The 12,679-nt window shown below is 64.8% G+C and carries 13 protein-coding genes; 10 read left to right on the top strand and 3 right to left on the bottom strand.

Annotated elements, in window-relative coordinates; translation table 11 throughout:
• Positions 1-28: 28 nt before the first annotated feature.
• Complete coding sequence (locus B5D62_RS20735) at positions 29-634, top strand: hypothetical protein (protein ID WP_085935857.1); 606 nt, start codon at positions 29-31, stop codon at positions 632-634.
• A gap of 13 nt (positions 635-647) precedes the next feature.
• On the top strand, positions 648-2,246 hold the full coding sequence (gene ggt / locus B5D62_RS20730) for a gamma-glutamyltransferase (protein WP_085935856.1): 1,599 nt from the start codon (positions 648-650) through the stop codon (positions 2,244-2,246).
• Between the two features lie 10 nt (positions 2,247-2,256).
• Here ggt and B5D62_RS20725 read toward each other — a convergent pair whose 3' ends face one another.
• Complete coding sequence (locus B5D62_RS20725; RefSeq protein ID WP_085935855.1) at positions 2,257-2,778, bottom strand: GNAT family N-acetyltransferase; 522 nt, start codon at positions 2,776-2,778, stop codon at positions 2,257-2,259.
• 22 nt (positions 2,779-2,800) lie between these two features.
• A complete protein-coding gene (locus B5D62_RS20720) occupies positions 2,801-3,172 on the bottom strand; it encodes a VOC family protein (protein ID WP_085935854.1) in 372 nt (123 codons plus the stop codon).
• A 91-nt stretch (positions 3,173-3,263) separates the two neighbouring features.
• Between B5D62_RS20720 and B5D62_RS20715 the strand changes: the two genes are divergently transcribed.
• Together B5D62_RS20715 and B5D62_RS20710 are read left to right on the top strand one after the other, a co-directional pair.
• A complete protein-coding gene (locus B5D62_RS20715; protein WP_085935853.1) occupies positions 3,264-3,818 on the top strand; it encodes a CGNR zinc finger domain-containing protein in 555 nt (184 codons plus the stop codon).
• Between the two features lie 13 nt (positions 3,819-3,831).
• Positions 3,832-4,509: a methyltransferase family protein gene (locus B5D62_RS20710; RefSeq protein WP_085935852.1), complete on the top strand. Its 678-nt coding sequence runs from the start codon at positions 3,832-3,834 to the stop codon at positions 4,507-4,509.
• A 35-nt stretch (positions 4,510-4,544) separates the two neighbouring features.
• Here B5D62_RS20710 and B5D62_RS20705 read toward each other — a convergent pair whose 3' ends face one another.
• Entirely contained in the window at positions 4,545-4,841 is a 297-nt protein-coding gene (locus tag B5D62_RS20705) for an SCP2 sterol-binding domain-containing protein (protein WP_085935851.1), read from the bottom strand.
• 103 nt (positions 4,842-4,944) lie between these two features.
• On the opposite strand from B5D62_RS20705, the gene B5D62_RS20700 reads away from it, so the two are divergent.
• From B5D62_RS20700 to B5D62_RS20675, 6 genes are all read left to right on the top strand, one after another.
• Entirely contained in the window at positions 4,945-5,808 is an 864-nt protein-coding gene (locus B5D62_RS20700) for an SDR family oxidoreductase (protein ID WP_085935850.1), read from the top strand.
• 3 nt (positions 5,809-5,811) lie between these two features.
• Positions 5,812-7,428: an acyl-CoA carboxylase subunit beta gene (locus B5D62_RS20695; protein ID WP_085935849.1), complete on the top strand. Its 1,617-nt coding sequence runs from the start codon at positions 5,812-5,814 to the stop codon at positions 7,426-7,428.
• A 25-nt stretch (positions 7,429-7,453) separates the two neighbouring features.
• Positions 7,454-8,614, top strand: a complete 1,161-nt coding sequence (locus tag B5D62_RS20690; RefSeq protein WP_085935848.1) for an acyl-CoA dehydrogenase family protein — start codon at positions 7,454-7,456, stop codon at positions 8,612-8,614.
• A 202-nt stretch (positions 8,615-8,816) separates the two neighbouring features.
• Complete coding sequence (locus B5D62_RS20685) at positions 8,817-9,977, top strand: acyl-CoA dehydrogenase family protein (RefSeq protein ID WP_085935847.1); 1,161 nt, start codon at positions 8,817-8,819, stop codon at positions 9,975-9,977.
• Positions 9,977-10,795 carry an enoyl-CoA hydratase/isomerase family protein gene (locus B5D62_RS20680; RefSeq protein ID WP_085935846.1) on the top strand — a complete coding sequence of 273 codons (819 nt, stop codon included), beginning with the start codon at positions 9,977-9,979 and terminating at the stop codon, positions 10,793-10,795. The genes B5D62_RS20685 and B5D62_RS20680 overlap by 1 nt, the downstream gene beginning before the upstream one ends.
• Positions 10,792-12,678, top strand: a complete 1,887-nt coding sequence (locus B5D62_RS20675; RefSeq protein ID WP_085935845.1) for an acetyl/propionyl/methylcrotonyl-CoA carboxylase subunit alpha — start codon at positions 10,792-10,794, stop codon at positions 12,676-12,678. Before B5D62_RS20680 ends, B5D62_RS20675 begins: the two co-directional genes overlap by 4 nt.
• Position 12,679: the final 1 nt, after the last annotated feature.

Genomic DNA, 12,679 nt, shown 5'->3' with positions numbered 1-12,679 from the left:
CCCTGGTGCGGGCGCTGCATTCGTCGCCATGAGCGCGTTCGTTTTCGATCGTCGGACCTTCGTCGTCGGTGCGGCCGGCCTCGCTCTGGGCGGCTGCTTCGAGGGCTCGTGCTACGAGTCGAACCCGCAGCAGAAGAAGTTCGTGTCCGATCTGGCGGCGCTCGCCAAGCCGGCGATGGCGTCCAACAACCCGCTCGCCGTCGAGGATGCCGCCAAGCGCAGCCTGGCCCTGGCCGATTCGGTCGGCGCGTTCACCGACTGGTGCGGCACCCTCAAGTCCATCGACGGCAAAGCCGACAATGTCGCCGTCACGATCGAGGTCGGACCGCAGGTTTCGCTCTACGCTTTCAATGACTGGGCGCTGGCAACGGCGGGGGCTCTGGCGAGCCTGTTCGACACACGATCGCGCGAGGCGCCGCCACCGGGCCTTTCCCAGCAGGCCATCGCAGCGCTAAAAACCTTCCGCCTGGGCCAGCACGTGCAGCTTTCCGGAAAGATGGGCGCGATCGCCGGTTCGGGCTTGTTCGATCTCTCGCGCCTGTTCGGCAAGGGCGATACGGACAACCGCCTGTTCCTGCAATCGCCACGGTTCGTGGCCCGCATCGAGTCGCTCTCCGCCTCGACTAAGAAATGAAAGGACTTCTGGAGTGCCGTCTTTCACTTACGATTTCCCCTACGCCTCCAAGAAGCTGCCGATCTTCGCCGACAATGTCGTCGCCTCCTCCCAGCACCTCGCCGCCACCGCCGGCCTGCGCATGCTGGCCAAGGGCGGCAACGCGGTGGATGCCGCTGTAGCCGCGGCCATCGCCATCACGGTGGTCGAACCGACCATGAACGGCATCGGCGCCGATGCCTTCTGCATCCTGTGGGATGGCCAGAAGCTCGTCGGCCTGAATGCGCACGGCCATTCGCCGGCCCTGATGACGCCCGACCAGTACAAGGGCCAGGACAAGATGCCGAATGTCGGCTGGGGCAGCGTCACGACGCCGGGCGCGGTGTCGCTGTGGATGACGCTGCATGGCCGCTACGGCAAGCTGCCGTTTGCCGACCTGTTCGAGCCGGCGATCAAATACGCCCACGACGGCTTCCGCGTTTCCTACATGGTGGCGCGCCAGTGGGATCGGGCGATCGACCGCCTGAAAGGCCAGGAGAGCTGGGTGAAGGCGTTCCTGCCCAACGGCCGGGCGCCGCAGCCGGGCGAGCTGTGGAAGTTCCCCGACCAGGCGAAGACGCTCGCGAAGATCGCCGAGACCAAGGGCGAGGCCTTCTATCGCGGCGAACTGGCCGAGGCGATGGACAAGTACGCGCGGGAAACCGGCGGCGCCTTGCGCAAGGAGGACCTTGCCGTCCATCAGCCGGACTGGGTCGACCCGATCGGCCTTACCTATCGCGGCGCCACGCTGCACGAGATCCCGCCGTCGGGCCAGGGCATCGCCGCCTGCATGGCGCTCGGCATCCTGGAGAATTTCGATCTCGTCGGCCTCGATTGCGATGGCCCCGAAGTGGCGCATCTGCGCATCGAGGCGATGAAGCTCGCCTTCGCCGATATCTACCGCTACGTCGCCGATCCGCGCTTCATGGACGTCACGCCGGCGCAGCTCCTCGACAAGCACTATCTCAAGAGCCGCGCCAAGCTGATCGACCCGAAGAAGGCCAAGGATTTCGGGCCCGGTACGCCCAAGGACGGCGGCACGATCTATCTCGGCACCGCCGACGCCTCCGGCATGATGGTGTCGCTGATCCAGTCCAACTATACGGGCTTCGGCTCGGGCATCGTCGTGCCCGGCACCGGCATCGCGCTCCAGAATCGCGCCACCGGCTTCGTCACCAAGGAAGGCCATCCCAATCAGGTCGGCCCGAAGAAGCGGCCCTTCCACACCATCATCCCGGCCTTCATCACCAAGGACGGCAAACCCGTCGCCACCTTCGGTCTGATGGGCGGCGCCATGCAGCCCCAGGGCCACATGCAAGTCTTCTCGCGCATCGTCGACTACGGCCAGAATCCGCAGGCCGCCATCGACGGGCCGCGCTGGCGCGTGCACGAAACCGACGGCACGATCTGGACCGAGGAGCACATGCCCACCGACACCATCGCGGGCCTGGAAACGCGCGGCCACAAGGTGACGCGCACCAAGGCCCCGAGCTTCGATTTCGGCTCGAGCCAGATCATCTGGCGCTTCCCCGAAGGCGGCCCCTATCTCGGCGCCTCGGAAAGCCGCCGCGACGGCGCCGCGGTGGGATTCTAGCCGGCAGGTTCTAGCGACAGGCTTCCGCTAGAACCGCCGTGTCGGTCCAGACGACACGGCTCTGTGGCACGCGGTTGCCGTCGATCTCGGCCATACCGCGCTCGACGATCTCACCGCCCAGCCGACGATAGAATTCGATCGTGCGGACATTGGCATCGAACACCCAGAGATAGAGCCGCCGTTCGCCCCGTGCGGCCAGGCGTTCGGCGGCCGCGCCCATCAGCCGTCGGCCGACACCCCCGCCGCGCCGGTCAGGATGGACATGGAGATTGTCGAGATAGGCACCGAAGCCCGGATCACCTTCATCCCACACGGCGATGAAGGCCAGGTCATCGACCAGCAACACGATATCGCGCGGGCCGAGATCGGCGAGAGCGTAACGCCAATGCGTGCGCCGCTCCTGGTCGAGAGCCGGTCCAAGTGTCCCGCTGCTCAGGATACCACGATAGGCTGAACGCCAGCTCGCGGCATGCAGCGCCGCGATGGCGTCGGCATCGACAAGAGTCGCGGTGCGGATCGACGGATCGGTCATGCACCGCGACGGTAGCCGACTTCTACTTCCCGCAATAGGCCTCGAGGCGGTAGCCGTCGGGATCGATGACGAAGGCGGCGTAGTACTTGGGGCTGTAATCGGCGCGGACGCCCGGCTTGCCGTTGTCCTTGCCCCCGGTCTTGAGGGCGGCGGCATGGAAGGCATCCACGGCAGCGCGATCCTTTGCGGTGAAGCAGAAGTGCAAGCCAGACTCCCTGTCGGCCGGTACCGGCTTGCCCGTCTTGCTGATCCACAACTGCACGCCCTTGTCGCCATAGCCGAGAGAACTATCGCCATGGGAAAGGCGTTTGTACCCGAGGGGCGAGAGAGCCGCGTCGTAAAAGGCACCCGTCCGCTTGATGTCGCTAACACCGATCGAAACGTGGTCGAGCATCGCTTTCCTCCTCACTATATAACTGGTTATATGGTTAAGCGGTGACAGCGCGCTTGTCAACCGGTCAACCGGTTATTACGTGCTTGTTTGGATGGTGCGTCCCGACCTCTGCCTGGAATTTGCCAACACGCGCTTTTGGCGCGGACAGGCGACTCCGACCGAAACCTTGAACCGCCCGGAAGACTTCGCGGCCTGGGGGTCGGCCAATGCCGGGGCCAAGCCCGACAAGCCGTTGACCACGCGGGATCTCGACCAGGCCCTGTCCTTGCGGGAAGCCATTTATCGGCTGTTCGACGCGCAGGCGCAGAACAAACCACCGCCATCGCGTGATCTCGCGGCCCTGAATGACGCCCTCGCCGCAGCTCCTGCTCGCACGGCCCTCAAGCGCGCGCGCAACGGCTACGACTGGGATGTGGACATGAAGGCCGGGACGGCGCTCAATCTCCTGGCGCCGGTGCTGTGGTCGGCCGGGGATTTGCTGACCGGTCCCCGGCTCGATCGCGTCCGGCGGTGCGCCAATCCGGAATGTGGCTGGCTCTTCCTGGACGACAGCCGGGCCGGCAAGCGACGCTGGTGTTCCATGTCCGCCTGCGGCAATCGTGCCAAGGCACGACGGCACTACCACAAGAGCAAGGACCAGGCCTGACAGGAGGCGGAAGGTGAACACGCTGGCCGGGAAAGCGTTGCAGGGACTTGTCGGCCTTTTCCTCGCGATGGCCGCGCTTCTGTTCGGCCTGCCCTGGACGATCGATTACTGGCAGGCGTGGCTTTTCCTGTTCGTCTACTTCCTGGCCGCACTGCTCATCAGCCTCAGCCTTCTCGAAAAGGATCCGGAACTGCTGCGCCGTCGCATGCGGGCCGGGCCGCTGGCGGAGAAGGAACCGAAGCAGAAGATCATCATGCTGTTTGCCTCGATCGGCTTCGCAGGCCTGCTCATCATACCCGCTCTCGATCGTCGCTTCGGCTGGTCTCACGTCCCGACCGCGGCCGCGATCGCCGGCGATCTTCTCGTTCTGTTGGGATGGATCGCGATCTACCGTGTGTTTCGCGAAAACAGCTTCACGTCGGCGACCATCGAGGTGGCCTCAGATCAGAGAGTGATCTCCACCGGACCGTACGGCATGGTCAGGCATCCCATGTATGCAGCGTCTCTCGTGATGCTCGTCGGCATTCCGATCGCGCTGGCCTCGTGGTGGGGGCTGCTTTCCTTCGGCGTCATTGCCGCCGCGCTTGCCTGGCGCATCCTCGACGAGGAGAGGTTCCTGGTGCTGAACCTGCGGGGCTATGCCGACTACAAACAAAAAGTGCGGTATCGCCTGATACCGCACTTGTGGTGAGGATCGCGCCAAGCCAACGGCGCGGCACCGTTTCCTTAGCGCAGGATGCTCTGCAGCTTCATGGCGACGCCCATGTCGCCCTCGATCTTGAGCTTGCCGGTCATGAAGGCGGTCATGCCGTCGAGCTTGCCGCCGATCAGGTCCGCGAAGTCGCTGAAATCCATCTTGATCGTGCAGTCGGCATCCTTGTCGTCGTTGCTGACGACTGGCGGATTCGCATTCCCGTCGACAAAGATCACACCCTGGTCGGTGGCGAATTTCACCGTGCTGCCGAAGGACGACTTCTGCGCTGCGTTTTCCTTCATTTTCGCAGTGATTTCCTGCAACGTCATGGCGAGTTCCTCCTGTCGGCCAATGCCTTGGGGGCTTACTTGACCTTTACGTAAACGTCAACTACAGCCCGATAAACGGCTATTCAGGTCGTGCGGAGGAAACATGTCGTATCGCTCGGTCTTTGCACCGGGACTCTTCCAGGGCCAGACCGTCCTCGTCACGGGCGGCGGCAGCGGCATCGGCCGCTGCACCGCGCACGAGCTCGCCGCCCTGGGAGCCCATGTCGTCATTGCCGGCCGCAAGATCGAGAAGCTCGAAGCGGTGAAGGCTGAAATCGAAGCAGCCGGCCACACCTGCGAGACGCATACTTTCGACATCCGCGAGGAAGCGCAGGTGAAGGAGTCGATTGCTCGGATCGTCGCCAGGAACGGCCGCATCGACGGGCTGTTCAACAATGCCGGCGGGCAATTCCCCTCGCCGGCCGCGCAGCTCAGCGCCAAGGGCTTCGACGTCGTGGTGCGCAACAACTTGACCGGCGGCTTCCTCGTCAGTCGCGAGGTCTATACCCAATCGATGCAGCAGCATGGCGGCTCGATCGTCAACATGACGGCCGATTACCGTAACGGCTTCCCCAACATGGTCCATACCGGCGCGGCCCGCGCGGGCATGGCCAACCTCACCATGACGCTCGCCTACGAATGGGCCGTTTCCGGCGTACGCGTGAATTCCGTTGCGCCGGGCTGGATCGCCTCGTCTGGCATGGACACCTATACGGGCGAGTTCAAGGAGCAGATACCCAAGCTCAAGGGCTACTGTCCCTTGGGCCGGCTGGGCACGGAGAGCGAGGTTTCTGCCGCAGTCTGTTTCCTGCTGAGCAAAGCTGCCGCCTATATCACCGGGACCGAGATTCGTATCGACGGTGGTGTGCCGCTGGCCAACCGCTCGGTCGATTTGCCCGCGACCGATCGGTCGCAGTCTTTCAACGGCTTCCATCTCGCCGTCACGCCCAAAGTGTTGGGTGGCTGAACCATGCCCATCATCGAGAGCCAGATCGACCGCAACAGCGACGAGTTCAGGAAGAACCGCGAGCGCATGCTGGCCGCGATCCAGGAATTTCGCGATGCCGAGGCCAGCGTGCAGGCGGCGTCCGAGAAGGTCCGCGAGCGCTTCCGCAAGCGCAAGCAGCTGATGCCGCGCGAGCGCATCGCGCTGCTGCTCGACCGCGGTGCGCCGTTCCTGGAGTTGATGCCGCTCGCCGGCTATCGCATGCATGACGACAAGGACGGTTCGAGCGCCGGCGGCGGCTCGGTCTCCGGCATCGGCTATGTCGAAGGGGTGCGCTGCATCGTCACCGCGTCGAACTCCGCCATCAAAGGCGGCACCGTCGCCCCCTCCGGCCAGCGCAAGGGCCAGCGCGTGCAGCAGATCGTGCTGGAGAACAAGCTGCCAGTTGTGAACCTGGTCGAGTCCGGTGGCGCCAACCTGCTCTATCAGGCCGAGATCTTCGTGCCGGGCGGCCGCGGCTTCGCCAACCAGGCGCGCATGTCGGCGCGCGGCATTCCGCAGGTGACGGTGGTGCACGGCTCCTCGACGGCCGGTGGCGCCTACCTTCCCGGCCTGTCGGATTACGTCATCATGGTGCGCAATCAGGCCAAGGTGTTCCTGGCCGGCCCGCCGTTGCTCAAGGCCGCGACCGGCGAGATTGCCACCGACGAGGAGCTGGGCGGCGCGGAAATGCATGCGACCGTCTCGGGCGTCGCCGAATGGATGGCCGAGGACGACGCCGACGGCATCCGCATGGCGCGAGAAGTGATTGCCAAGTGGCACTGGAACGACAAGCTGCCTCCCAGGACAGCGAAGTCCTTCAAGGAGCCGCTGTACGATATCGACGAGCTGTGTGGCGTCGTCCCGCCCTCGCACAAGGATCCCTATGACGTCCGCGAAGTGATTGCGCGCCTGGTCGACGGCTCCGACTTCCTCGAGTTCAAGGGCCTGTTCGACCAGCAGACGATCTGCGGTTGGGCCGAGATCGAGGGCGAACCGGTCGGGCTGATCGGCAACAACGGACCGATCACGACGAAGGGCGCCGTCAAGGCGGCCCAGTTCATCCAGCTCTGCTGCCAGCAGGGCACGCCGATCGTCTACCTGCAGAACACGACCGGCTACATGGTCGGCACCGAGGCCGAGCGCGGCGGCATCGTCAAGCATGGCTCCAAGATGATCCAGGCGGTCGCCAACGCGACGGTGCCGCAGATCACCATCGTGATCGGCGGCAGCTTCGGCGCCGGCAACTACGGCATGTGCGGCCGCGCCTACGATCCGCGCTTCATCTTCGCCTGGCCCAACAGCCGTACCGCCGTGATGGGCGGCGAGCAGGCCGCCGGTGTGATGAAGACCGTGACCGAACAGAAGTTCCTGCGCGAAGGCAAGGAGCCGCCGCGCGAACAGATCGACAAGATGTTCAAGGCGATTGTCGACCAGTTCGAACGCGAGTCGACCGCGCTCTACGGCACCGCGCACCTGTGGGACGACGGCATCATCGATCCGCGCGACACCCGCAAGGTCCTGGCCTTCACGCTCTCGATCGCTCGCGAATCGATGGTGCGTCCGCTCAATCCGATCACCTTCGGCGTCGCCCGGATGTGACGCAAGACAAAGAGGAAACGACAGGATGAAATTCACGCCGGAACATGAGGCGCTGCGCCAGACCTGGAAGACGCTGATCGATCGCGAGGTCAATCCGTACGTCGACGAATGGGAAAGGGAAGGCCAGTTCCCGGCTCACGAGCTGTTCAAGAAGATGGGCAATGCCGGACTGCTCGGCGTCGACAAGCCCGTCGAGTTCGGCGGCTCGGGCCTCGACTTCTCCTATGCCATGATCTGCTCGGAGTCGCTGGGGCTGGTGAACGGCGGCTCGATCCCGATGGCAACCGGCGTGCAGATCTCCATGGCCACGCCGGCACTCGCTCGCTACGGCAGCGATGAACTCAGGCAGGAATTCCTGGCGCCGTCGATCAGCGGCGACTACGTCGCCTGTCTCGGCGTCTCCGAGACCGGCGCCGGTTCCGACGTCGCCTCGATCAAGACCACGGCACGCCGGGTCGGTGGCGACTGGGTCATCAACGGCGGCAAGATGTGGACCACCAACGGCGCACAGGCCGACTGGATGTGTCTTCTTGCCAATAGCGGCGACGGCCCGGTGCACAAGAACAAATCCCTGATCGTGGTGCCGATGAAGACCAAGGGCATCTCGATCGTGAAGAAGCTGAACAAGCTTGGGATGCGCGCCTCCGACACGGTGCAGACCTTCTTCGACGAGGTGAAGGTGCCGGTGCGCTACACGATCGGCCAGCCGGGATCGGGCTTCATCTACCAGATGCAGCAATTCCAGGAGGAGCGGCTATGGGCCGGCGCCGGCACGCTGATGGGCTGCGAGCGCATCATCAACGCGACGATCGACTATACGCGCGAGCGTCAGGTGTTCGGTCGTCCGTTGCTCGACAACCAGGTCGTCCATTTCCGGCTGGCCGAGCTCAAGAGCGAGGTCGAGGCGCTGCGGTCGCTCGTCTATCGCGCCTGCGAGGACTACCTCGCCGGCAAGGACGTCACCATGCTGGCCTCGATGGGCAAGTTGAAGGCCGGTCGGCTGCGCCGCGAAGTCTCGGACGCCTGCCTGCAATACTGGGGGGGCGCCGGTTATCTGTGGGACAGCCCGGTGGCGCGCAGCTATCGCGACGGACGCCTGGGCTCGATCGGCGGCGGTGCCGACGAGGTGATGCTGCAGATCATCTCCAAGCTGATGGGCACCATGCCGCGGCTGGATAATCGCTGATGGGCGCGGGCGAAGCCACCGCCATTCAAGACCGGAATCGGGAATCGAGGTACGGCCAGCCTATCCTGTTCGGCATGATCGCCTTTTCCGGCTCGCCGAGCCTCGCTCCATTAAATTTCCATTTATTTAAGCGTTACCGGCCGGTAACCAGCCCGCGACGTGGCTGACCGGCATCGAACGCGATCGACAGAGGAAACGACCCGTGCAGTTCACCCAGGAACATGAAGAGATCCGCCGCACGCTGCGGGCGATCATCGACAAGGATATCAATCCGCATGTCGACCAATGGGAAGAGGATGGAATCTTCCCCGCCCACAAGGTCTTCAAGGCTCTGGGCGATGCCGGTCTACTCGGTATCAACAAGCCCACCGAATATGGCGGCATGGGGCTCGATTATTCCTACGCCATGGTGATGGCCGAGGAGCTGGGCCACATCCATTGCGGATCGGTGCCCATGGCGATCGGCGTGCAGACCGACATGGCGACCCCCGCCCTCGCCCGCCACGGCAGCGACGAGCTGCGGCGCGAATTCCTCGCCCCCTCGATTGCGGGTGACTATGTCGCCTGCCTCGGCGTTTCCGAGGTCGGCGCCGGATCAGACGTGGCGTCCCTGAAGACCACGGCCCGCAAGGTGGGCGGTGACTGGGTCATCAACGGCGGCAAGATGTGGACCACAAACGGCACCCAGGCCGACTGGATGTGTCTGCTGGCCAACACCGGCGAAGGGCCGGTGCACAAGAACAAGTCGATGATCGTCCTGCCGATGACGACCAAGGGCGTGCAGGTCGTGAAGAAGCTCGACAAGCTCGGCATGCGCAGTTCCGATACCGCCCAGATCTTCTTCGACGAGGTGAAGGTGCCCGTCCGTTACACGATCGGGCAGGAAGGCATGGGCTTCATCTACCAGATGCAGCAATTCCAGGAGGAGCGGCTGTGGGGCGCGATCAGCGCCGTCGTCGGCATGGAACGGCTGATCGACGAGACGATCGAGTACACGCGCGAGCGAAAGGTGTTCGGCCGGTCCCTGCTCGACAACCAGGTGATTCATTTCAAGCTGGCGGAGCTGCGCACCGAGATCGAGCTGGTGCGTTCCCTCTGCTACCGCGCCTGCGAGGAATATCTCGAGGGCAAGGATGTCACCCTGCTCGCCTCCATGGCCAAGCTGAAGGCCGGCCGCATGGTGCGGCTGGTGACCGACGGCTGCCTGCAATACTGGGGCGGCGCCGGCTATCTCTGGGAATCGCCGACGGCCCGCGCCTTCCGGGATTCACGCCTGGCTTCGATCGGCGGCGGCGCCGACGAAGTGATGCTGCAGATCATCTCCAAGATGATGGGTACGTTGCCGCGGGGGGAGAACCGCTGATGTCCGACTTCGCGCCCAAGTACGACACGCTGCTGCTGCGCCGCGAGCGCTCACGGCTCTACGTCACCTTGAATCGCCCCGAGGTGAAGAACGCGCTCAACCCGACCCTGATCGGCGAGCTGCGCTCCGTCTTCGAGGTCCTGCGCGATCGCCGGGACATCAAGGTGATGATCCTGCGCGGAGCCGGCGGCACCTTCTGCGCCGGAGCCGATCTCAAGAACATGGAGCAAAGCTTCAACGAGCCGCCGAAGCCCGGCGAGAAGGACCCGATCGCGGTGAACAACCGCCAGTTCGGCACCTTCCTCGAGCTGGTGAACACCGCGCCACAGGTCGTCGTCGCGGCGGTCGAGGGCTATGCCATCGCCGGCGGCTTCGGTCTCCTCTGCGTGTCGGACGTCGCGATCTGCACCGAGGATGCCGGCTTCGCCATGAGCGAGACCGCGATCGGCATCGTTCCAGCGCAGATCGCGCCGTTCGTGGCCGCTCGCATCGGCGTGCCGCAGACGCGGCACCTCGCGTTGACGGCCGCTCGCTTCAAGGGTCCGGAGGCCTATCGTCTCGGCATCGCCCACTATCTCGTGAAGGATAGCGCCGCTCTCGACGCCAAACTCGAAGAGGTGCTGAAGCAGGTCGACCGCTGCGCCCCCTTCGCCAATGCCGCTACCAAGGCGGTGGTGATGAAGGTCGGGACCGAGCCATTGTCGTCGGTGCTCGATTTCGCCGCCGACAAGTTCGCCGAAGCGCGTCGCAGCCCCGAGGCCGCCGAGGGGTTGCGCGCCTTTGCCGAAAAGCGGCCTCCCCGATGGGCCGTCGAATGACGACATCCTTCAGCAAGATCCTGGTCGCCAACCGTGCCGAGATCGCCTGGCGTATCATGCGCACGGCCAAGGCGATGGGCTATCGCACCGTCGCCGCCTATTCCGACGCCGATCGCGAGGCGCCGCACGTCGCCTTTGCCGATGAGGCAGTCCGCATAGGGCCACCTCCGGTTGGCGAGAGCTATCTCGACATCGACCGCGTCCTCGATGCGGCTCGCCAGACGGGAGCCGACGCCATCCATCCGGGGTACGGCTTCCTGTCCGAGAACGAGCGCTTTGCCAGCGCCTGTGAGAAGATGGGGCTCGTCTTCATCGGACCGCCGGCCAGCGCCATCGCAGCCATGGGCAACAAGGCAGCCGCCAAGCGGCGTATGATCGAGGCTGGCGTCCCGTGCGTGCCGGGATACCAGGGCGCGGACCAGAGTGACGCAACGCTGGAACAGGAGGCGCGCAAGATCGGCCTGCCCGTGATGGTCAAGGCGGCCGCCGGTGGCGGCGGGCGCGGCATGCGTCTGGTAGAGCAGGAAGCGCAACTTGCTGAAGCCATCCGCACGGCGCGCGCCGAGGCAGAGAATGCCTTCGGCTCCGGCGAGCTGATCCTCGAGAAGGCCGTAATCGACGGACGCCATGTCGAGATCCAGGTCTTCGCCGATAGCCAGGGCAATGTCATCCATCTCGGCGAGCGCGACTGCTCGGTGCAGCGCCGCCATCAGAAGGTGATCGAGGAAGCGCCCTCGCCCGCCGTCGATCCCGATCTGCGACAGCGCATGGGAGCCGCCGCCGTGGCGGCCGCGAAGGCCGTCGGCTATCGCGGCGCGGGCACGGTCGAGTTCCTGCTCGGCAGCGATGGTGCATTCTACTTCCTGGAGATGAATACCCGCCTGCAGGTCGAGCATCCGGTGACCGAAGCGATCACCGGCCTCGATCTCGTCGAGTGGCAGATCCGCGTCGCGCGTGGCGAGGCCCTCCCGCTGTCACAGGCCGATATCCGGCTCGACGGCCATGCCATTGAAGTCCGCCTCTATGCCGAGGATCCCTACGCCGGCTTCCTGCCGCAGACGGGGCGCATTGACGTCTGGCGGCCGGCCAGCGGTCCGAGCATCCGCATCGATCATGGCATGACGGACGGACTCGCCATTTCCCCCTTCTACGATCCCATGATCGCCAAGGTGATTGCGTACGGCGCCACACGCGAGCAGGCCCGCACCCGGCTCGTGCGCGCCCTGCAGGAGACCGTCGTCCTTGGCCCGACGACCAACCGGCATTTCCTGATCCGCCTGCTGGAGCACCCGGCATTCGCTGCCGGCCAGGCCACGACAGCCTTCATCGGCCGCTATTTCGCCGGCGATGCGCTGAAGCCACCAGAGGTCACGGATCAGCACTGGCAGCTCGCCGCCTCACTCCTGTGGCACGAGTCGGCGAAGCGCTATCCGCCCGCCTTCCGCGGCTGGCGCAATTCCAATCCGGAGCCGACGCCAATCAAGCTGGCTGTGGGCGATGTCGAGCGCGCGATGACGGTGGCCGCGACCACTCCGGTTCCCGCCACGCTCCCGTTCCATATCGACGGCCGCCAGATAATCGTCGATCTCGATGGCCATACGGTGCGCTTCGAGGATCGCACCTACATGCCGCCCGCGGCTGCTGCGGCCGGCAGCGACGGCAAGCTCCGGGCGCCGATGGACGGACGGATCGTCTCAGTCAAGGTCGCGCCCGGCAACACCGTCATCAAAGGCCAGACCATGATCGTTCTTGAGGCCATGAAGATCCAGCATCAGCTCAAGGCCGCCTTTGATGCGCGGGTCGAATCGATCGCGGTGCAGGAGGGGCAGCAGGTGAGCAATCGCACCGTTCTGTTGACTCTGGCGACGGAAGCCGCAGCCTGAC

Origin of the sequence: Enhydrobacter aerosaccus (genome assembly GCF_900167455.1) — a bacterium.
In the GTDB taxonomy this organism is placed as follows: Bacteria; Pseudomonadota; Alphaproteobacteria; order Reyranellales; family Reyranellaceae; genus Reyranella; species Reyranella aerosaccus.
This window is presented reverse-complemented; position numbering and strand designations above follow the sequence as displayed.